Source organism: Pseudomonas sp. S04 (assembly GCF_009834545.1).
GTDB lineage: Bacteria > Pseudomonadota > Gammaproteobacteria > Pseudomonadales > Pseudomonadaceae > Aquipseudomonas.
The window spans coordinates 1,831,048-1,851,673 of record NZ_CP019427.1 but is presented as its reverse complement, the minus strand read 5'-3'; the positions used below and the strand labels follow the sequence as shown (position 1 = coordinate 1,851,673).

Sequence of the window (20,626 nt, the reverse complement as noted above, 5' to 3'; positions counted from 1 at the left end):
TCCCTACTGTTTTGGGGTGCTGACGGGCTGTTTCAATTGTGCTTTCCAGCGCTCCAGATTGCGCTGTAGCACGGCCTCAGTCAGACCGGACGCGGGCAATTCTGTCATCTTTTTGGCTAACTGTCCGCGCAACCATGGATCGTTGCACGCCGAGTTGTGGGAAATAGCCAGAAACAGCCCGGGTTTATCCACCGGTTGGGCGTAAGCCTGCACGTCGTTGGCGATACTCAGGGTCTGTGTCATGGCCATCCCGGCGTACCGCCCCGCCAACACAAACTCCACTTCGCCCAGCAGCAATTTCTGAAACGCCTGGGTCAGGTTCGGCGTACTGACCAGGGTCAGTTGCGATTGCGCGAACGCTGCGAAATCCTGGGTCAGCCGTGCCTGCTGCGACACTGCGCCTAGATGCCCACTCAAATCCTTGGCCTCGCTGTAGTCCAGCGTCGAACCATTGCGGGTCCATACCAGGTAGTCATTGCTGGCCAGTGCCGGGTGTATGTAGTCCAGCGCCTCCAGTTGCCCGGTCGCCAGCGGAGCGTCCGCCAGCAGGTCGATGCGCCCGCTGCGCACCTCCTCCAGCGCCTGGGAGCGCTTGCCGGCAAAACGCAACTCGACCTTGAGCCCCAACTCCGCCGCCACCTGCTGCAGCAAGTCGGCATTGGCGCCGATCAGGTGCACAGGGTCCTGCGGGTCTTGCCACAGATAGGGCGGCGCATCGGGGCTGCCGGTCACCACCAGGCGTTCGCATTTGCCGGCAGCGTTCGATACAAGGGGCAATAGGGTCAGGCCGAGGAACATCGACCAACCGCTCAAGCGACGCAAATCCATGGCGTATGTCTCCACTCTCAACTCGCGGACAAAAAAAAGCCCAGCCAAAAGGCCGGGCTCTTTATAAGTGAAGCCGCTGGATTAGACCAGCTTCTCCAGCTCAGGGATGGCTTCGAACAAGTCCGCCACCAGGCCGTAATCAGCCACCTGGAAGATCGGCGCTTCTTCGTCCTTGTTGATCGCAACGATCACTTTGGAGTCTTTCATGCCGGCCAAGTGCTGGATCGCGCCGGAAATACCGACGGCGATGTACAGCTGTGGAGCAACGATCTTGCCGGTCTGGCCGACCTGCATGTCGTTGGGTACAAAACCTGCGTCAACCGCGGCACGGGAAGCGCCGACAGCAGCGCCCAGCTTATCGGCCAGGGCGTACAGGTGTTTGAAGTTGTCGCCGTTCTGCATGCCGCGACCGCCAGAAACGACGATCTTGGCAGCGGTCAGTTCCGGACGATCGGATTTGGCCAGCTCTTCGCCAACGAAGCTGGAGGTGCCAGCATCGTGAGCAGCAGCAACCGCTTCAACAGCAGCCGAACCACCTTCAGCTGCAACCGGGTCGAAACCGGTGGCACGTACGGTGATCACTTTTACGGCGGCGTTCGATTGCACGGTGGCGATCGCGTTACCGGCGTAGATCGGGCGCTTGAAGGTGTCAGCGCTTTCTACCGAGATGATCTCGGAGATCTGGTCAACGTCCAACTGCGCGGCAACGCGCGGCAGGATGTTTTTGCCGTTGGAAGTGGCGGCAGCCAGGATGTGGCTGTAGCCAGCGCCCAGCTCGGCAACCAGTGGCGCAACGTTTTCCGGCAGTTGGTGAGCGTAGGCCGCGTTGTCGGCTACCAGAACTTTGCTCACGCCAGCGATTTTTGCAGCGGCTTCAGCCACCGCGCCAACGTTCTGGCCAGCGACCAGGACGTGGATGTCGCCACCGATTTTCGCAGCGGCAGCCACGGTGTTCAGGGTGGCCGGGGCCACAACCTTGTTGTCGTGTTCAGCGATTACCAAGATAGTCATGATTAGGCTCCTAAGCTCAAAGCACCTTCGCTTCGTTTTTCAGTTTCTCGACCAACTCAGCAACAGACTTGACCTTGATACCCGCGCTGCGTGCAGCCGGCGCTTCGACTTTCAGGGTCTTGTTGGTGGAGGCGGTGGAAACGCCCAAAGCATCCGGAGTCAGCACTTCAAGCGGCTTCTTCTTGGCTTTCATGATGTTTGGCAGGGACGCATAACGCGGCTCGTTCAAACGCAGGTCGGTGGTGACGATGGCTGGCAGTTTCAGGGAAACTGTCTGCGCGCCGCCGTCGATTTCACGAGTCACGGCAACGCTGTCGCCAGACACTTCGACTTTCGAAGCGAAGGTGCCCTGACCGTAGCCGCTCAATGCAGCGAGCATCTGGCCAGTCTGGTTGTTGTCGCTGTCGATCGCTTGTTTGCCGAGGATCACCAGTTGCGGCTGTTCCTTGTCGACAACAGCTTTCAACAACTTGGCAACGGCCAGGGAAGTCAGGTCTTCGGCGGATTCGACGAGGATGGCGCGGTCGGCACCCAGAGCCAGCGCGGTGCGCAGTTGCTCTTGAGCGGTGGACGGGCCGATGGAGACGACGACGATTTCAGTCGCAACACCTTTCTCTTTCAGGCGTACGGCTTCTTCCACTGCGATTTCGCAGAAAGGGTTCATCGACATCTTGACGTTAGCGAGATCGACGCCGGAGTTATCCGCTTTGACGCGGACCTTGACGTTATAGTCGACCACTCGTTTGACAGCTACAAGAACCTTCATGGATTCCTCGTTACTCTCCGGTGAAAAGAAAGTCGCCTAGGCGAACCTGGCGGTTGATGCTCATCGGGCACAAGGGCACCTCTAAAAACGCCGGCCTGTGTATCGGGTAATCCTGCTCAGGAGGCAAATGACCGTTCGTCAGCGGTGACTGACAAGTCATTCGTTTTCACAGCGTGTAGACTTCGCCGCGAACCCACATTGCGCATCACCTTGTACTGCCTTCGCCCTGTCTTTAGAGGTGCTCTTGAAACCAACAGTCAGCCTACGGCGAGCGCAAAACCGCCCGTATCTTGACCGGAACGCCTATTCCGGTCAATACGGCAAAATGGTCAGTTATAAGCCGCGCTTCTTTGATTTATCTGGCTTCCAGCAATTTCAAACAAACGTTTGTATTGGACGCTGAGAGTGGTGTAGATATAATGCGCCACCTAGAGAGAAAGGTGGGCCCTCGATTGTCCTCCTGCCCACAGGGCAGAGCAATTGATCGAGGCTACACCAAACCTCCAATTAGAAAAAAAACTGTTGAGCCTTGAGTAGGAGATAACCTGTGGAACGCGAATACATGGAATTCGACGTGGTCATCGTCGGTGCCGGCCCCGCTGGTCTTTCCGCCGCCTGCCGATTGAAGCAGAAGGCCGCCGAAGCCGGTAAGGAAATTAGCGTCTGCGTGGTCGAAAAAGGCTCCGAAGTCGGTGCGCATATCCTGTCCGGCGCGGTGTTCGAACCTCGAGCCCTGAACGAATTGTTCCCGGACTGGAAAGAGCTCGGCGCCCCGCTCAACACCCCGGTCGTGCGCGATGACATCTATGTGCTGCGCAACCCCGAGGCGTCCGTCAAGGTTCCTGACTTCTTTGTGCCCAAGACCATGCACAACGAAGGCAACTACATCATCTCCCTGGGCAACCTGTGCCGCTGGCTCGCCCAGCAGGCCGAGAACCTGGGCGTGGAAATCTACCCTGGCTTCGCCGCACAGGAAGCCCTGTTCGACGAAAATGGCGTGGTCCGCGGGATCATCACCGGTGACCTGGGCGTCGATCGCGAAGGTAATCCGAAAGAAGGCCTGTACACCCCCGGCATGGAACTGCGCGGCAAGTACACGCTGTTCGCCGAAGGTTGCCGCGGCCACATTGGCAAGCAACTGATCAAGCGCTTCAACCTGGACAGCGATGCCGACGCCCAGCACTACGGCATCGGCCTCAAGGAAATCTGGGAAATCGACCCGGCCAAGCACCAGCCTGGCCTGGTGGTCCACACCGCCGGCTGGCCGCTGGATATCATGGGCACCGAGAACACCGGCGGCTCGTTCCTCTATCACCTGGAAAACAACCAGGTGGTCGTGGGCCTGATCGTCGACCTGTCCTACAGCAACACCTACCTGTCGCCATTCGACGAGTTCCAGCGCCTCAAGCATCACCCGGTGCTCAAGCAATACCTGGAAGGCGGCAAGCGCATCAGCTACGGCGCCCGGGCAATCTGCAAAGGCGGCCTGAACTCGTTGCCGAAAATGGTCTTCAAGGGCGGCGCGCTGATCGGTTGCGACCTGGGCACCCTGAACTTCGCCAAGATCAAAGGCAGCCATACGGCGATGAAGTCCGGCATGCTCGCGGCTGAAGCGGTGGCTGATCGCCTGCTCGCCGAATCCGAAGGCGGCGACGAACTGACGGCCTATGTCGACAGCTTCAAGAAAAGCTGGCTGTACGAAGAACTGTTCGCCAGCCGCAACTTCGGTCCAGCGATCCACAAGTTCGGCGCGATCGTCGGCGGTGGGGTCAACTGGCTCGACCAGAACATCTTCGGCGGCAAGCTGCCGTTCACCCTGCACGACACCAAGCCAGACTACGCGTGCCTGAAGCTGGCGGCCGACTGCAAGAAGATCGACTACCCGAAACCCGACGGCAAACTCAGCTTCGACAAGCTCAGCTCGGTGTTCATCTCCGGCACCAACCACGAAGAAGAGCAGCCGTGCCACCTCAAGCTGGCCGACGCGAGCATCCCGATCAGCAAGAACCTGCCGCTCTACGACGAGCCTGCGCAGCGCTACTGCCCGGCCGGTGTGTATGAAGTGATCACCAAGGAAGACGGCGAGAAACGCTTCCAGATCAACGCCCAGAACTGCGTGCACTGCAAGACCTGTGACATCAAGGACCCTGCGCAGAACATCACCTGGGTGACGCCGGAAGGCGCGGGCGGACCGACTTACCCGAACATGTAAGCCGTATGCCTGAACATCAAGGCTCCCGAATGGGGCAATGCTGTTCAGTTAAGGGAACGTCACACTTTGTAGGAGCGAGCTTGCTCGCGAAGAACTCAAAGACGCCGCGTTTATACTGAACACACGCGTTATCGTTGACGTTTTTCGCGAGCAAGCTCGCTCCTACAAAAGCATCGCACTCCTTAACTGAACAGCATTGCCCGAATGGGGGCCTTTTTGTTGCCTGCAATAAAGCTCTGGTAGCAGCTGCCGAGCAGCGCACGGCGGGGTCAAGCGGCGCGCTCGTCCCCCGGGTTGCGCTCGAAGTAGCGCTTGTACTCGCGACTGAACTGCGACGTGCTCTGATAACCGACCCGGTGCGCCACCTGCGCCACGCCCAGGCCCTCGGCCACCAGCAAAGTCTGAGCCTTGAGCAGGCGCAGGCGCTTCAAGTACTGCACCGGCGACAACAAAGTACTGCGCTTGAAGTGCTCATGGAAAGTCGAGGCGCTCATGTTGGCGCAACTGGCCAGGGTCTCGACGTTCAACGGCTCGTTGTAGTGCGCATGCAGATGGCTGATCGACGCCGCGACGCGGGCGAACTGGCCCTGCTGCTCCACCAGCGCCCGCAGCACATCGGCCTGGGGCCCGCGCAGGGCGGTGAACAACAATTCACGCAGGCGCGCCGGCCCCATGATCCGAGCTTCCAGCGGATCGTGCAGGCACGACAACAACCGCTCGACACAACCGCGCATGCCGTCATCGAGCACCACCGAGGTCATCGACTCGGGTGTCTGTGCGGCACCGGGCCGCCCTGGCGCCAGCCCCATGGCCAGCACCAACTCCCCCAGCAGCACCCGGTCAATCGCCACCGAGACCCCCAGCAAGGGGGCATTGGGCAAGGCATAGGTTTCGCATTCGAAGGGCACCGGCAATGCCTGGATCAGGTAATGCCCGGCCCCATACTCCATGGTCCGCGGCCCCAGGTACGCCAGTTTGCTGCCCTGGGCGATGATCATCAGGCTCGGCTCATAGATATGAGGGCCGCGGGCAACGTCGCAACTGGCGCGCAGTACCTGCACGCCGGGCAACGCGGTCGGGGTGAAGCCATCACCGGTGGCCAGCGGCTCGATCAACGCCACCAGGCTGGCATTGGCGTCGAGATGACGGGTCAGCAACATAGGAAAAACTTCGCAAAAATGGGATGAAAGCATCATCGCAGGTCTGCTCGCCAATGCGAGCCTTGGCAGGCCGATGCCGGAGGATTAGGCATGACACCCGGAGGAATCGCCATGGCCGTTGGCCGCCTTGGCGCCCAGAATGCGCCGCCTCTCCTGTCACTGTTTTTGCGAGGTTCATCATGTACACCGCCATCGGTTACGCCGCCCAGTCGGCCACCACTCCCCTCGCCCCCGTGCAATTCCAACGTCGTAGCCCACGAGCTGACGACGTCGCAATCGAGATCCTCTACTGCGGCGTCTGCCACTCCGACATTCACCAGGCACGCAACGAATGGGGGATTGCCGTTTACCCGCTGATGCCGGGCCACGAGATCGTCGGCAGGGTCACAGCCATCGGCGCCGACGTCGGCCAACATAAAGTCGGCGACCTGGTCGGCGTCGGCTGCATGGTCGACTCGTGCCGCCACTGCGAAGCCTGCCAGGCTGACCTGGAGCAGTACTGCCTCGAAGGCCCGACCATGACCTACGCCACCCCGGACCGGGTCGACGGCAGCAACACCATGGGCGGCTACTCCGACAGCATCGTGGTCAATCAACACTTTGTGGTGCGCATCCCGTCGCAACTGGACCCAGCCAGCGCCGCACCGATCCTCTGCGCCGGTATCACCACCTATTCGCCGCTCAAGCACTACGGCGTGAAGGCTGGCGACAAGGTCGGCATTCTCGGCATGGGAGGCCTGGGCCACATGGGGATCAAGTTCGCCAAGGCCATGGGCGCCGAAGTGACGCTGTTCACTCGCTCGGCGAGCAAGGCTGAAGAAGGGCGTCGCCAGGGGGCCGACCACGTGATCGTCAGCACCGATGCCGCGCAGATGGCTGCGGCGGCCGGACAGTTCGATTTCCTGCTCGACACCATCCCGGTGCAGCACGACCTCAACCCCTACCTCGACACCCTGCGCTTTGACGGTGTGCACATCCTGGTGGGCTTGATTGAACCCGTCGATCCACCGGTCCACGCCGGCAAACTGGTGATGAGCCGCCGGGTCCTCGCTGGCTCGCTGATTGGCGGCATTGCCGAAACCCAGGAAGTGCTGGATTTCTGCGCTGAACATGGGATCACCTGTGACATCGAAATGCTCGATATCCGCCAGATCAACGAGGCTTACGCGCGCATGATCGCCGGTGATGTGAAGTATCGCTTTGTCATCGACATGGCGACCCTCAAGGCCTGAGCAACGCTTCAGCGCCCCTCGGCGAAATCACGCAGGACATTGCCGTCCATGCGATAGCGCACCCACTCTTCCTGGGGCTGGGCGCCGAGGGATTTGTAGAACTCGATGGCTGGGGTGTTCCACTCCAGCACACTCCACTCAAAACGCCCGCAGTCGTTGGCGCAAGCAATCTTCGCCAGGTGGCGCAGCAAGTATTTGCCTGCGCCACCGCCGCGCTGCTCGGGCGTGATGTACAGGTCTTCAAGGTACAGGCAGTTACTGCCCAGCCAGGTCGAATAGCTGAAGAAAAACACCGCAAATCCGATCGGCAGGCCATCGCGCAGACAGATCAGGCCGTGAGCGGTGGCACCTTCACTGAACAGGCTGCGTTCGATATCGGCGACACTGGCGATGACTTCGTGGCGGGCGCGCTCGTAATCCGCCAGCTCGGTGATGAAGGCGAGAATTTGCGGGGCATCGCTGGGTGTGGCCGGGCGGATCTCGATCGACATGGACGTCCCTTGAGAACGAATGAAAACGCCATACTATGTCGCCGATCGACGTTCGTCACATGGCACTGTCAAATTTTCTCCAGGCAGCGCTGGTGCTGATCAAAGGACTCGCGCTGCCTAGGGGGTACTCCGCCATTCGCTAACCCTGAAACCGCCAACCACAGAACAAACACTCGGGCTGGCCGTGGTAGATAAGGGTTCGACAAACCTACCGGTCACGAGATATCGCCATGCCCCGTCGCCCTACTCCGGACTCCGCCGTTGCGGGAAAACTGTTTGGCCTGTTCTGCCTCGCCAGCTACCTGCTGTCGTTGTCCTACGGCTCGACCTTTTTACTGTCCCTGCTGATCAGCTCACGGGGCGGTAACGAGCACGATGCCGGCAGCGTGATTTCTGCGGCGATGCTCAGCACCTTCGCCGCGGTGCTGGTTTCCGGGCATTTGTCGGACCTGTTCGGTGCCGCGCGTTCGATTGCCCTGTTCGGCGGCCTGCTGGTGCTGGCCAGCCTGGGGTTTGCCCTGACGCCGGGCTTTGGCAGCGCCTTGCTGTTTTTTGGCCTGACCCTGGGCCTGGGCTGGGGCGTGTTCTACACCCTGGGGCCGATCATCGTGGCCATGCTGGTGCCCGCAGCACAACGGACCAGGTATTTCGCCCTGCTGTCGGGCAGCATGATGACCGGCATCGGGTCCGGGCCCTTGCTGGGGCGCGCCGCCAGCGCCCTGGGTTATCCACTGAGCAGCGCGTTTTTCCTCGCCGCCCTCGCCAGCCTGATCGGTGCGCTGCTGTTCTGGCGCCTGGGTGCGGTGCTTTCGCAACGACCCAATCAGCTGGGCAATGCCGCGCTATCGCGTATTTCCTGGGCGGCGACGGTTCGGGTGATGTCCTCCAGGGCGCTGCTCCCGATCATCATGGTGGGCCTGGGTGGTTGTGTCTTCGGCGGGCTGTCGAGCTTTCAGACCAGCTACGCCGCCGCGCGTGCGCTGGATTACTCGCTGTTCTTTCTCGGTTTCATGAGCGCGGCGATTACCAGCCGCATGCTGATTGCCAGCTTCGTGGTCAAGCGCGACCCTTACTGGGCATCCTGCCTGCTGTCAGGATTGATGGTGGTGTCGGTGCTGATGTTCGGCTTCGTCGTCGACGATGCCTTCAGCTACCTGCTGGCAGCCGTGGTGCTGGGCATCGGCTACGGCCTGACCTACTCGGTGATCAATGGCCTGGCCGCCAACGAAGCGCCGCCCGGCAGCACCCCTCAAGCCCTGCTGCTGTTCAGCCTGGGCTATTTTGTCGGGGTATTCGGCTTTCCCTGGCTGGCGGGCAGGATCATCGTCGAGCAAGGGCTGCCGGCGATGCTGCTGGTGGTGCTGGGCGTGGCGCTGTTGAACTGGTTGATCACCGTCGGGCGGTTGTTGTGGCGCTGGCTGGTCGTGAGCAAGGCATTGCAGGAGGCGTAGGGTGCTCGTGTCAGTCACGCTCAGGGTTCGAGCCCGATGGGGAAAAACTCGCCACCGCTGTAAACCCCCAGCCAGCGCTGGCCGTCGAGTTCGCGGGTGACGGCGAGCTCGACCAGTTGGTAGAACACGTTGCGATGGATCAAGGCTTCGAGGTTGCTCCGTACGTGCACATAAGGGGCTGGTTCCTGGGTCTGCGGGTCGATGACCACTCGCAGAGGGTGCTCTGGCCCGGCTTCGGTGACTTCCTCGACGTTGGTGGTGAAACGCAGCACCTGGGCCTCGCCCTCGCCTTGCACCTCCAGGGTCACGGCCACGAAAGGCGCGTCATCCACTTTGATCCCGACCTTCTCCACTGGGGTGATCAGGAAATAATCGTCACCGTCGCGGCGCATGATGGTGGAGAACAGCTTGACCATCGGCTTGCGCCCGATCGGCGTGCCCAGGTAGTACCAGGTGCCGTCGCGGGCGATGCGCATGTCGATGTCGCCACAGAAGTCGGGGTTCCACAGATGAACCGGCGGCAAGCCTTTGGACTTGGGGATTTGCCCCAGCAGATCGTTAGCTTTTTGCGCACCACTCATGTTGTTCTCCGGTTGAACTACTGATCGCCCAGGCCCAGCAGGCTACGCGCATATTGCGCCAGCGGCGGGCCCAGCAGATCTTCTGGCCTGGTGTCGTGGAACGTCAGTAAACCGCCACGACTCTTGATCCGTGCAGTATCAATCAAATACTGGGTGCTGGTCTCGATCAACATCAGTTGAATCACCCCTTTGTCGATACCCAGGCGATCCACAGCCTCTTGATCGAGCCATTCATCCGAGTTGCCGATGCGGTCGTCGGCGCTGGCAAAGCGGGTGTAGAGCAGGTAATGGGCGCCTGCAGCCCGTGCCTCGCCCATGGCGGCATCCAGGCCCTCGGGCGCGCGGGCGCGACGGACCATCGGGAAATACTCGATAAAGCCGTTGAAAGCCTGTTCGGCAACCACGTTGGGGCGCGGCTCGGCACTGCCAGGCGGGGCAAACGGGCCCTGGGCAATGTAGATGAACGAGTCTGGCTGAATACGCAGGTTGTTCACCCGACGGCTGTCGCTGTGATCGAGAAAACCGGCGTCGCTCATCTGATCGCGAACCCCTTCGCCCATGTCGCTGACAGTCATGCAGCCGCCAAGCGTGACAACCGCCAGCAGCAAAACCAGGCTACGCATCCTTACCCTCCAGAAGCCGGTGACGGAAAACCGGCGAATCCGGGCAAGATGCAGCTTCCGCGCCAGCTCAGCCGCCGATGATTTTCATCACGGTCGCGCCACCGGAAAATGCCACTTCCTGCTTGTCCCCCAGGGCCTTCACCAACAGCCGTTGCAACGCCGGCAAGGCCTGGTGACGGGGCTTGTCCAGCAGGTCGCCGACATAATGCCGATTGCTCGATGACAGGCAGCCATGCAACCAGCCCGTGGACGACAGGCGCAGGCGCGAGCAGGTCCGGCAGAACGGCACGCTTTCATTGGCGATCACGCCAAAATGGCCGAGCCCGGGGATTTCATAGCGCACCGCCGTGGCATCCACCGGCGCATCGGCTTGCAGGTATTCGTATTGCTCGCCAATCAGGCCGAGTAGCTGCTGGAGGCTGACGAACTGCTGCAGGAAGGCATTCGAGTCAGAGGCCAGGTGGCCCATACGCATCAATTCGATAAAACGCAGTTCATAGCCGCGCTCCAGGCAGTATTCGAGCAAGGGCATCACCTGGTCCAGGTTCTGCCCGCGCAGCGGTACCATGTTGACCTTGATCTTGATGCCCGCGGCGCGGGCCTGCTGCATGCCATCGAGCACCGTCGGCAGATCGCCACCGCGAGCGATGCCGCGAAAGGCCGCCGGGTCGAGGGTATCGAGGGAAACGTTGATCCGCCGAATACCGGCATCCACCAGCAAGGGCAGCTTTTTGCCCAGCAACTGGCCATTGGTGGTCAGGCTGATCTCATCCAGGCCCATCTGCCCGACCGCTCGCATGAAGGTTTCCAGCTTCGGGCTCACCAGCGGCTCACCGCCGGTAATGCGCAGCCGCTCGATGCCAGCCGCCTCGATCAGGTACGCAACCCCGCGCGCCATGGCTTCGGCCGACAGCTCGTCCTGCGCAGCCACCAGCCGCTTGCCGTTAGGCACGCAGTAGGTACAGGCATAGTTGCAGGCGGAGGTCAGGCTGACGCGCAAATTGCGGAAGCGCCTGCCTTGTCGGTCAACGATCATGGATTACTCCGGCGGAAGTCGGTGCGGAAAAGCTAAAACTTGACTCACAAATCAAGTTTTAGCAATACCTAAGCCTGAGTATATTCCTGGGGCACTGCGCCATACAGGGAAACATGGCGCAATAAGGCTGCTGAATGAATCAGCTGCCTGGGGTGTCGGTATCGCGCTTGCGCTTGTTGCCCATGCGCACGCCGATATCCATCAGGAACTGGAAGAAACCTTCCTGGTCTTCCAGCACATTGCTCCAGAACGGCGAGTGATACAGCGCCACCGCGCCGTGCACCAGCGCCCAGGATGCGCAGTAGTGGAAATACGGCGGCACGTCTTCCAGCTTGCCTTCGCTGATCCGGCCCTTGATCAACAGGGTCAGGCGCTCGAAGTTGGAGGCGCGGATCTTGTGCAACTCCTCGACCATCTCTGGCACCTGGTTGCCCTTGACCACTTTCTCTTCCAGGCGATCGAACAACCGGTAGCGTTGCGGGTCGCGCATGCGGAATTCGAAGTAGGCCCGGGACAGGGCTTCCTTATCCTTGTCGACATCGGCAGAGTGCAGCAGCTCGTTCAGGTCACGCTCGTAATCGAGCATCAGGCGCAGATAGATCTCCGCCTTGGACTTGAAGTGCTTATAGATGGTGCCTTTGCCGATACCCACGGCATCAGCGATCATCTCGACGGTGACACTGTCTTCACCTTGTTCGAGGAACAGCTTGAGCGCGGTGTCGAGAATTTCTTGCTCGCGGCGACGAAACTCACGGACCTTACGAGGTTCTTTGTGCATAAGAAAAAGGTCTGTAGGGGTCAAAATTCGAAGCCGCGTATTATGCCTAACTTGCGCCAAATTGCACGGATCATCCGACCATGACTACGTTTCTTGATGAATTTGTACAGGCTCCAGGCCTTCGCTATTTGAATCATGCAGCCGTCGCGCCCTGGCCAAATCGGGCGGCCAGCGCCGTGGCGCGCTTCGCCCAAGAGAACGTTTTGCTGGGCGCGCGGGACTATTCGGACTGGATGTCACTGGAGCAGCGCCTGCGTGAACGCCTGATGCGCCTGCTAAACGCACCGTCGACGGACGACATCGCGCTGGTCAAAAATACTTCTGAAGCGCTGTCTTTTGTCGCCTTCGGACTGCCCTGGCAGAGCGGTGACCAGATCGTCATCAGCGATGAGGAGTTCCCATCCAACCGCATCGTCTGGGAAGCCCTGGCCGCGCAAGGCGTCGAAGTGATCCAGGCCAGCCTCAAGGGCGACGATCCGGAAGGCGCGCTGTTGGCTGCCTGCGGCCCCCGCACGCGCTTGATGTCGGTCAGCGCCATACAATTTGCCAGCGGCCTGCGCCTGGACCTGCAGCGCCTCGGAGCCGGCTGCAAACAGCAAAACGTGCTGTTTTGCATCGACGCCATCCAGCAACTCGGCGCCCTGCCCTTCGACGTCCAGAGCTATCAATGCGACTTTGCCATGGCCGATGGCCACAAATGGTTGCTGGGCCCGGAAGGCCTGGGGGTGTTCTACGTGCGCAGCGAACTGCGCGAACAACTCAAGCTGCACGAATTCGGCTGGCACATGCTTGAACACATGGGTGACTACACCCGCACCACCTGGGAGCCGGCCAAGAGTGCCCGGCGTTTTGAGTGCGGCAGCCCGAACATGCTCGGCGCGATGGCCCTGGAGGCCAGCCTGTCGTTATTGGAAGAAGTCGGCATGCCGACCGTGGCCACACTCATCGCCGAACGCGTGCAGTGGCTGCAGGACGGTTTGGGCGCAATCGCCGGGATCACCCTGCACAGCCCGCTCAATCCGGCTCGGCGCGGGGGGATTTTTTCCTTCAGCATCGACGGCATCGATAACCAGGTCGTGTACGAGGCTCTCAAGGCTCAGCAGGTGGTGTGTATTCCGCGCGGGCCGGGCGTGCGGTTTTCCCCGCACTTCTATACCGAAAAACGCGTGATCGACGAAACTATCGCCATCGTCGCAGCCATCGCCAAGCAGTGAGAACTCAAGCGAAGCGCCGGTATTCCAAATATGTTTAAGAAACCCGGGGAGCAAACTGGACTCGGCGCAATACTGATCAATACTTGAAATGTCGGCGCGTCATCTCCCCCAAGTGGCGCGTGGATATAGGTACCAACGGACCGCGTACCTTTGTTTTACTCCTAATGGTCTTAACCCGGATTCACCCCCCAGAACCCGGGTTTTTTTTGCCTGCGATTTGCCTCCCCAGGCCGTCGCTCAAACCGATTTAACGTGGGCCAAGGGGAACAGTCGCTTGAAGTTTTCGGTGGTCTGCTCGGCAAACCGCTCGTAGGACTCACCGCGGAGCATCGCCAGGAACTCCGCCACTTCGCGTACGTATTGCGGCAGGTTAGGTTTGCCGCGGTAAGGAATCGGCGCCAGGTAGGGGGAATCGGTCTCCACCAGCAGGCGATCGGCCGGCACCTTGCTCGCGACATCACGCAAGGCATCGGCATTGCGGAAGGTGACGATGCCGGACAACGAGATGTAGAAGCCCAGGTCAAGCGCCGCCTTGGCCATGTCCCAGTCTTCGGTGAAGCAATGCAGCACACCCGCCTGGGGCAAGGCTGCCTCGCGCAGCAATGCCAGGGTATCGGCGCGTGCGCCACGGGTGTGGACGATCACCGGCTTGCCCGTTTGCTGGGCGGCTTGCAGGTGAAGGCGGAAGGATTGCTGCTGCAGCTCGGCCGCCTCTGGCTCGTAATGGTAGTCAAGGCCCGTCTCGCCAATGGCCACCACGCGCGGATGATTGAGCTCGTGCAACAGCCAGTCCAACGCCGGTGCCGCGCCCGGCTGGACGTCCAGCGGATGCACGCCCACCGAGCAGTCGACGTCGTCGTAGCGCTCGGCAAGCGCCTTGACGTCGGCCGCGTTGTCGACACTGACGCCGATACACAGGAAATGCCCGACCCCGCGCTGGCGCGCCGCCTCAAGGGCAGCGTCCAGGGAGCCGTCGTGGGCGGCGAGGTCGAGACGGTCGAGATGGCAATGGGAATCTACAAGCATAGTGAGGTTGCAACTAAATCGTATGGGTGGGGCGCCCGGACACAGTCCGGGCAGCGCGGTTTAACGTTGAGCCGGCAACCCTGTCCACTGCACCAGCAGGGCCTCGAGCAGCAGCACACGGTTGAGGTTAGCCTTGCTCAGGACCTTCTGCCGCTGGGCCAGGATCCAGTCCTGGATGTTCAGCACCTTGTCCTGGGAAGACTTCTGCGCCAGGTACTGCACCACCTTGCGCATATCCACCAGGCCGAGGCCGGCTTCATCCTGGGTCAGTTGATAACGCAGGATCAGGCTCGACCAGTCGCAGAACCAGTCGAACAACAACAGCAGCGGGATCGCATTCCAGCCTTCGGCCAGTTGGGTGGGCGACTGCTGTTGCTTGAGTAGTTTCTTCACCCCGTCGACCACCAGCGCCCGCTGTTCGCGTACGCCCTGGGCCTGCAGGGTGACCGCTGCCAGGGGCGAGCCGGCTGCCAGGGTCAGTAACTCGACCCGCTCCTCTTGCGTGCAATCGGGCAAGGCCTGGGCCAGCCATGCCAGGCTCATGGCCTCGCTGGGCAGCGGACAGGCTTGCTGTACACAGCGACTCTTGATGGTCGGCAACAGGCGACTGGTCTGGTGGCTGACCAGCAACAGCACGGTGTCACCAGACGGTTCTTCGAGGCTTTTGAGCAAGGCGTTGGCGGCGTTGATGTTCATCGACTCCACCGGCTCGATCAACACCACCTTGCGCCCGCCCAACTGCGCGGTCTGGACCACGAAACTGACCAACTCACGGACCTGGTCGACCTTGATCGCCTTGTCCGCCTCCTCCGGCTCGAGAATGTAGTTGTCCGGATGGCTGCCGGCCTTGAGCAACAGGCAGGATTTGCATTGCCCACAAGCATCCAGGCCGTCTGGCCGCTGGCACAGCAGGCGCGCCATCAGACGCTCGGCCAGGGCGCGCTTGCCAATGCCCTTGGGGCCATGGAGCAGGTAGGCGTGGGCGTGCTGCCCGCGGCCGGCCAGTTGCTGCCAGAGGCTGTCCTGCCACGGATAGGCTTCAGCCACGGTGACGCTCCAGCAACTGTGGCAGCAAGCCGTCCAGCGCCTGCTGCACCTGCGCCAATGGCTGGGCGGCATCGACCAACAGGTAACGCTGCGGATCTGCCGCGGCACGCTGGAGGAATGCCGCGCGCACGGCCTCGAAGAACACCCGGCCTTCCAGCTCGAACCGATCCAGTCGGCCACGGGCACTGGCGCGGGCCATGCCGATCTCGATCGGCAAATCGAACACCAGGGTCAGGTCCGGGCGCAAATCGCCCTGGACGAAGGTCTCCAACGCCGCGATGCGCTCCAGCGACAACCCGCGGCCGGCGCCCTGATAGGCGTAGGTCGAATCGGTAAACCGGTCACAGAGCACCACCGCGCCGCGCGCCAGCGCCGGGCGGATGACCTCGGCCAGGTGCTGGGCGCGCGCGGCGAACACCAGCAACAGCTCGGTGTCGGCATGCATGACTTCATCGACCGGCGCCAGCAGCACTTCGCGGATGCGCTCGGCCAAGGGGGTACCGCCGGGCTCGCGTGTCAGCACCACTTCGATACCGGCGTCACGCAGGCGTTCGGCAAGGTATTCGCGATTGGTGCTTTTGCCGGCGCCTTCGGGGCCTTCCAGGGTAATAAACAAGCCAGTCACAGGCAGTCCTTAATCAGAGTCATTGCGAGCTTTGCGGTGCCTGGGCGTCAGGCGTTGGCGGCGCAGGTGGTAGATCCTGCGGGACCGCCTCAGGCGCTTCGGGTACTGCTGGCACCTCGGGCACCTGCGGCGCCGGCTCCTCGGGCGTCACCGCACCGTTGGCGGGCGCAGGGCTGGAACGATAGTCGGCGCGGCGCTTGAGTTGATACTCGCGCACGGCGTTGTTGTGGGCATCCAGGTCATCGGAAAATACATGGCTGCCGTCGCCGCGAGCGACGAAGTACAGGCTGCTGCCCGACACCGGGTTGAGGGCCGCGTGAATCGCTTCACGGCCGACCATGGCAATCGGGGTCGGCGGCAGGCCGAAAATCACATAGGTGTTGTAGGGCGTCGGCTCGCGCAGGGACGCGCGGGTCAGCTTTCCGTTGTAGCGCTCACCCATGCCATAGATCACGGTCGGATCGGTCTGCAGCATCATGCCGATCTGCATGCGCCGTACAAACACTCCGGCAATCTGTCCGCGCTCCTGTGGCACCCCGGTTTCCTTCTCCACCAGGGACGCCATGATCAGCGCCTGGTAGGGCTCGTTGTACGGCACATCCGGGGAGCGCTTGCTCCATTCCTTGGCCAGCACTTCTTCCAGCCGATCGTAGGCCTTTTCCAGGACTTCGGCATCGGTCATGCCGCGGACGAAACGGTAGGTGTCCGGAAAGAACCGACCCTCGGGAAATACACCGGCATGCCCGAGTTTTTCCATCAGCTCGCTGTCGCTGAGGCCGGCCAGGGTCTGTTCGAGCTTATCGTTTTTCGCCAGCGCTGCACGCACCTGGCGGAAGTTCCAGCCTTCCACCAGCGTCAGGCTGTACTGGACCACTTCGCCGCGCTGCCACAGGCCGATCAGGCCTTGTGCGCTCATGCCCGGCAGCATGCGGTATTCGCCGCTGTGCAGGGGTTGGGTGGCCAGGTTGAAGCGCCAGTACAGGCGCAGCCAGAAAGCGTCCTCGAGCACACCGTCGGCTTCCAGGCGATTGAAGGTCCCGGACGGCGTCGAGCCAGTGGGTACGTCGAGTAACTCTTCCTGAGTAATGTTGAGTGGCTGTTCCAGCGCCGAATTGATTTTCCAGGCCGAAGCGCCCAGCAGCAGCCCCGCCAGAACCAATCCGGTTTCCAGCAGCAGCAAGAGTTTACGTCTCACGAATCAAGCATCCAGTAGCGCGCGGGCAATTCCCTGCAGTTTACGGGTGAGCGGCCCAACCGGCCAGCTCAGCGCAGCATATGCGTTTACCGGCCAGATGCCGTAGACGCTGTTGCAGACAAAGACTTCATCGGCCTGTTGCAGTTGTTCGAGGCTGATGTCAGTGATTTCAGTGGGGATCCCCAGTGACTTGGCTTGAAACAATAATTCGCCCCGCATCACCCCGGCGACACCACATCGGCGCAAATCGGCGGTCAGCAGCACGCCATCACGCACGATGAACAAATTACTGAACACACCCTCGATGACTCGGGCATCTACGTCCAACATCAACCCTTCTGCGCATTCAGGCCCCTGCCACTCGGCGCGGGCAAGGACTTGCTCAAGACGATTGAGGTGCTTGAGGCCCGCCAGCAGCGGCTGGCTGGCCAAACGCGTGGCACAGGGGAACAGGCGCACGCCGTGCTCGGCATGAACGCTGGGGTAATGTGCAGGGGGATTGCCTTGCAGGATACGTCGCGGCGCAGCTGCAGGGTCGAAGGCATAACCGCGTTGACTGTCGCCGCGGGTCAGGATCAGCTTGAGCACGCCGTCGCCGAGTTCGGCGGCATAGGCCACCAGTTCGGCGCGAATCAGCCTGTGATCCGCCGCCAGCGCCAGGCGCAAGCAGCCCTCGGCCAGGCGTTGCAGGTGGCGTTCCAGCAATACGGGCTGGCCGCCCCTGACGGCGATGGTCTCGAACAAGCCATCGCCGTAGGCCAGGCCGCGGTCTTTTAGCGACAGTGCGTCAGCCGGCTGACCGTCGACCCAGCTTTCCATCAGTCGACGAACCGACGGAACACCAGGGAGCCGTTGGTGCCACCAAACCCGAAGGAGTTGGACAGCACTACGTCGATATCCATGTTACGCGCAGTGTGCGGCACAAAATCGAGATCGCAGCCTTCGTCCGGCTCGTCCAGGTTGATGGTTGGCGGCGCGACCTGGCCGTTGATCGCCAGCACGCTGAAGATCGCCTCGACGGCGCCCGCGGCACCCAGCAGGTGGCCGGTCATGGATTTGGTCGAGCTGATGGCCAGCTTGTAGGCGTGATCGCCGAACACGGTCTTGATCGCCTGGGCTTCGGCGAGGTCGCCGGCCGAGGTCGAGGTGCCGTGGGCATTGATGTACTGCACCTGGTCGCCATTGATCCGCGCATCGCGCAGGGCGTTGGCGATGCAGCGAGCAGCACCGGCACCGTCCGCCGGAGGCGAGGTCATGTGATAGGCATCGCCGCTGGTACCAAAGCCAATCAGCTCGGCGTAGATGGTCGCCCCGCGTGCCTTGGCGTGCTCCAGTTCTTCGAGAACCAGGGCCCCGGCACCGTCGGACAGTACAAAACCATCACGGCCCTTGTCCCATGGACGGCTGGCGCGGGTCGGCTCGTCATTACGCGTGGAGAGTGCACGGGCAGCACCAAAGCCACCCATGCCCAGGCCACAGGCGGCCATCTCGGCACCGCCGGCAATCATCACATCGGCTTCGCCGTAGGCAATGTTGCGCGCAGCCATGCCGATACAGTGAGTACCGGTGGTGCAGGCAGTGGCAATGGCGTAGTTAGGTCCCTGTATACCCAGGTGGATCGACAGGAAACCGGAAATCATATTGATGATCGAGCCCGGCACGAAAAACGGCGAAATCCGTCGCGGCCCGGAATCATGCAGCGTGCGGCTGGTCTCTTCGATATTGGTCAGTCCGCCAATACCCGAGCCCATAGCCACGCCGATACGCTCACGGTTGGCATCGGTGACTTCCAGGCCGGCATTACGCACCGCCTGAAATCCGGCCGCCAGACCGTATTGAATGAACAGGTCGAGTTTGCGAGCTTCCTTGACCGACAGGTACTCCTCGACATTGAAGCCCTTTACCGAGCCGCCAAAACGAGTGGAATAGGCAGAAAGGTCAGTGTGTTCGATCAGACCAATGCCACTGCGGCCAGCCAGAATGCCCTGCCAGCTGCTCGGCACATCCGTGCCCAGTGGCGACAACATACCCATACCGGTGACTACGACGCGTCTACGCGACACAGCACTCTCCTTTTTTCAAATGACGACTTTGCATCAGACCTAAAGAAAAAACCGCACGCCATGATGGCAGTGCGGTTTTTCCATGACAGCTAACAACGATTACAAACTATTACGCCTGGTGGCTAGTAACGTAATCGATGGCAGCTTGTACAGTAGTGATCTTCTCAGCTTCTTCGTCAGGGATTTCGGTCTCGAATTCCTCTTCCAGAGCCATCACCAGCTCAACGGTGTCAAGGGAGTCGGCACCCAGGTCTTCAACGAAGGAAGCAGTGTTCACCACTTCTTCTTCTTTAACGCCCAGTTGCTCAGCAACGATTTTCTTGACGCGCTCTTCGATGGTGCTCATACCTTGTTTTCACTCCTAATGGACAAATTCAGGCAGCTGGCCAGTGGGTAAGTGTATAGAAAGGCTTTTCAGTTTTTCAACTGAAAGCTTCACTCCTCAAACCCTGACGACCGGCTGCCTATAAATAGATTGCAGCTTTATAACGGATTTTAGACAGCTCGTATGACATTTTTTTGAAGCGATCCGTCACATTTAACTCATGTACATCCCGCCGTTCACCGGGATTGTAGCCCCAGTAACGTAAGCCGCACCGTCCGACGCAAGAAAAGCGACCACAGACGCGATCTCTTGAGCTTGCCCCAGACGACCCAGCGGAATTTGTGTCTGCAGGGCTTCACGCTGCGCTTCAGGCAGTTCGCGGGTCATATCGGTGTCGATGAACCCAGGAGCCACCGAGTTGACCGTAATCGAGCGCGAGCCCACTTCACGGGCCAAAGCGCGACTGAAACCTTCCAGACCTGCCTTGGCGGCTGCATAGTTTACTTGGCCTGCGTTGCCCATGGCACCCACAACCGAACCAATACTGATAATTCGACCCCAACGCGCCTTGGTCATGCCGCGCAAAACGCCCTTGGACAGGCGGAACAGACTGTTCAGGTTGGTATCGACGACGTCATGCCATTCGTCATCTTTCATCCGCATCATCAGGTTATCGCGGGTGATACCGGCGTTATTGACCAGGATCGCCGGCGCACCGAATTGCTCCTGGATGCTCGCAAGAACACTGGCCACGGACTCGTCGCTAGTGACGTTGAGTTCCAGGCCCGTGCCTTGAATACCATTTTCCTTCAGGGTGGCGGCAATGCGCTCGGCACCTGCGGCGGAAGTAGCGGTACCCACCACGATGGCGCCCTGACGACCCAATTCCAGGGCGATAGCCTGGCCGATGCCACGGCTCGCACCGGTGACCAGTGCAACTTTACCTTGCAGACTCATGCAAG

21 protein-coding genes are annotated in these 20,626 nt (G+C 60.9%); 4 read left to right on the top strand and 17 right to left on the bottom strand.

The annotated features are described in order from the left end of the window. Positions 1-3: 3 nt before the first annotated feature. The 3 genes from PspS04_RS08205 to PspS04_RS08195 form a co-directional block, all read right to left on the bottom strand. Positions 4-828: a substrate-binding periplasmic protein gene (locus tag PspS04_RS08205; protein ID WP_159994524.1), complete on the bottom strand. Its 825-nt coding sequence runs from the start codon at positions 826-828 to the stop codon at positions 4-6. A gap of 81 nt (positions 829-909) precedes the next feature. After that, positions 910-1,839, bottom strand: coding sequence for an electron transfer flavoprotein subunit alpha/FixB family protein (locus PspS04_RS08200; protein ID WP_159994522.1), 930 nt, complete (start codon positions 1,837-1,839; stop codon positions 910-912). 16 nt (positions 1,840-1,855) lie between these two features. Beyond that, complete coding sequence (locus PspS04_RS08195) at positions 1,856-2,605, bottom strand: electron transfer flavoprotein subunit beta/FixA family protein (RefSeq protein ID WP_159994520.1); 750 nt, start codon at positions 2,603-2,605, stop codon at positions 1,856-1,858. A 547-nt stretch (positions 2,606-3,152) separates the two neighbouring features. Between PspS04_RS08195 and PspS04_RS08190 the strand changes: the two genes are divergently transcribed. Continuing rightward, positions 3,153-4,817 (top strand): electron transfer flavoprotein-ubiquinone oxidoreductase, encoded by a 1,665-nt coding sequence (locus PspS04_RS08190; protein ID WP_159994518.1) that lies wholly within the window; start codon positions 3,153-3,155, stop codon positions 4,815-4,817. 269 nt (positions 4,818-5,086) lie between these two features. Here PspS04_RS08190 and PspS04_RS08185 read toward each other — a convergent pair whose 3' ends face one another. Then, complete coding sequence (locus PspS04_RS08185; RefSeq protein ID WP_095167670.1) at positions 5,087-5,977, bottom strand: AraC family transcriptional regulator; 891 nt, start codon at positions 5,975-5,977, stop codon at positions 5,087-5,089. Positions 5,978-6,156: 179 nt separating this feature from the next. Between PspS04_RS08185 and PspS04_RS08180 the strand changes: the two genes are divergently transcribed. Beyond that, positions 6,157-7,209, top strand: a complete 1,053-nt coding sequence (locus PspS04_RS08180; protein WP_159994516.1) for an NAD(P)-dependent alcohol dehydrogenase — start codon at positions 6,157-6,159, stop codon at positions 7,207-7,209. 8 nt (positions 7,210-7,217) lie between these two features. On the opposite strand, the gene PspS04_RS08175 is transcribed toward PspS04_RS08180, so the two are convergent. Further along, positions 7,218-7,700, bottom strand: coding sequence for a GNAT family N-acetyltransferase (locus PspS04_RS08175; protein WP_095167667.1), 483 nt, complete (start codon positions 7,698-7,700; stop codon positions 7,218-7,220). 230 nt (positions 7,701-7,930) lie between these two features. On the opposite strand from PspS04_RS08175, the gene PspS04_RS08170 reads away from it, so the two are divergent. Then, on the top strand, positions 7,931-9,151 hold the full coding sequence (locus tag PspS04_RS08170) for an MFS transporter (protein ID WP_159994514.1): 1,221 nt from the start codon (positions 7,931-7,933) through the stop codon (positions 9,149-9,151). Positions 9,152-9,171: 20 nt separating this feature from the next. Here PspS04_RS08170 and PspS04_RS08165 read toward each other — a convergent pair whose 3' ends face one another. From PspS04_RS08165 to PspS04_RS08150, 4 genes are all read right to left on the bottom strand, one after another. Beyond that, positions 9,172-9,732, bottom strand: a complete 561-nt coding sequence (locus PspS04_RS08165) for a DUF1285 domain-containing protein (RefSeq protein WP_095167663.1) — start codon at positions 9,730-9,732, stop codon at positions 9,172-9,174. A 17-nt stretch (positions 9,733-9,749) separates the two neighbouring features. Continuing rightward, positions 9,750-10,355 carry a DUF4823 domain-containing protein gene (locus tag PspS04_RS08160; RefSeq protein ID WP_095167662.1) on the bottom strand — a complete coding sequence of 202 codons (606 nt, stop codon included), beginning with the start codon at positions 10,353-10,355 and terminating at the stop codon, positions 9,750-9,752. A gap of 67 nt (positions 10,356-10,422) precedes the next feature. Beyond that, a complete protein-coding gene (locus PspS04_RS08155; protein WP_159994512.1) occupies positions 10,423-11,391 on the bottom strand; it encodes a GTP 3',8-cyclase MoaA in 969 nt (322 codons plus the stop codon). Between the two features lie 139 nt (positions 11,392-11,530). Beyond that, positions 11,531-12,169, bottom strand: a complete 639-nt coding sequence (locus PspS04_RS08150; protein WP_095167659.1) for a TetR/AcrR family transcriptional regulator — start codon at positions 12,167-12,169, stop codon at positions 11,531-11,533. 80 nt (positions 12,170-12,249) lie between these two features. On the opposite strand from PspS04_RS08150, the gene PspS04_RS08145 reads away from it, so the two are divergent. After that, positions 12,250-13,383, top strand: a complete 1,134-nt coding sequence (locus PspS04_RS08145) for an aminotransferase class V-fold PLP-dependent enzyme (RefSeq protein ID WP_159994510.1) — start codon at positions 12,250-12,252, stop codon at positions 13,381-13,383. Positions 13,384-13,620: 237 nt separating this feature from the next. Here PspS04_RS08145 and PspS04_RS08140 read toward each other — a convergent pair whose 3' ends face one another. From PspS04_RS08140 to fabG, 8 genes are all read right to left on the bottom strand, one after another. Further along, positions 13,621-14,409 carry a TatD family hydrolase gene (locus PspS04_RS08140; RefSeq protein WP_095167655.1) on the bottom strand — a complete coding sequence of 263 codons (789 nt, stop codon included), beginning with the start codon at positions 14,407-14,409 and terminating at the stop codon, positions 13,621-13,623. A gap of 60 nt (positions 14,410-14,469) precedes the next feature. Beyond that, the gene (locus PspS04_RS08135; protein WP_095167653.1) at positions 14,470-15,456 is read right to left on the bottom strand and encodes a DNA polymerase III subunit delta'; all 987 of its coding nucleotides are present in this window, start codon (positions 15,454-15,456) and stop codon (positions 14,470-14,472) included. Next, the gene (tmk, locus tag PspS04_RS08130; protein ID WP_095167651.1) at positions 15,449-16,081 is read right to left on the bottom strand and encodes a dTMP kinase; all 633 of its coding nucleotides are present in this window, start codon (positions 16,079-16,081) and stop codon (positions 15,449-15,451) included. The genes PspS04_RS08135 and tmk overlap by 8 nt, the downstream gene beginning before the upstream one ends. A gap of 19 nt (positions 16,082-16,100) precedes the next feature. Further along, positions 16,101-17,276 carry an endolytic transglycosylase MltG gene (gene mltG / locus PspS04_RS08125; RefSeq protein ID WP_159994508.1) on the bottom strand — a complete coding sequence of 392 codons (1,176 nt, stop codon included), beginning with the start codon at positions 17,274-17,276 and terminating at the stop codon, positions 16,101-16,103. Positions 17,277-17,279: 3 nt separating this feature from the next. Beyond that, the gene (pabC, locus tag PspS04_RS08120; protein WP_095167647.1) at positions 17,280-18,095 is read right to left on the bottom strand and encodes an aminodeoxychorismate lyase; all 816 of its coding nucleotides are present in this window, start codon (positions 18,093-18,095) and stop codon (positions 17,280-17,282) included. Further along, positions 18,095-19,339 carry a beta-ketoacyl-ACP synthase II gene (gene fabF / locus PspS04_RS08115; RefSeq protein ID WP_095167644.1) on the bottom strand — a complete coding sequence of 415 codons (1,245 nt, stop codon included), beginning with the start codon at positions 19,337-19,339 and terminating at the stop codon, positions 18,095-18,097. Before fabF ends, pabC begins: the two co-directional genes overlap by 1 nt. 109 nt (positions 19,340-19,448) lie before the next feature. Further along, on the bottom strand, positions 19,449-19,685 hold the full coding sequence (gene acpP / locus PspS04_RS08110; protein ID WP_003175607.1) for an acyl carrier protein: 237 nt from the start codon (positions 19,683-19,685) through the stop codon (positions 19,449-19,451). Between the two features lie 192 nt (positions 19,686-19,877). After that, entirely contained in the window at positions 19,878-20,621 is a 744-nt protein-coding gene (fabG, locus tag PspS04_RS08105; protein ID WP_095167642.1) for a 3-oxoacyl-ACP reductase FabG, read from the bottom strand. Between the last annotated feature and the right edge of the window lie 5 nt (positions 20,622-20,626).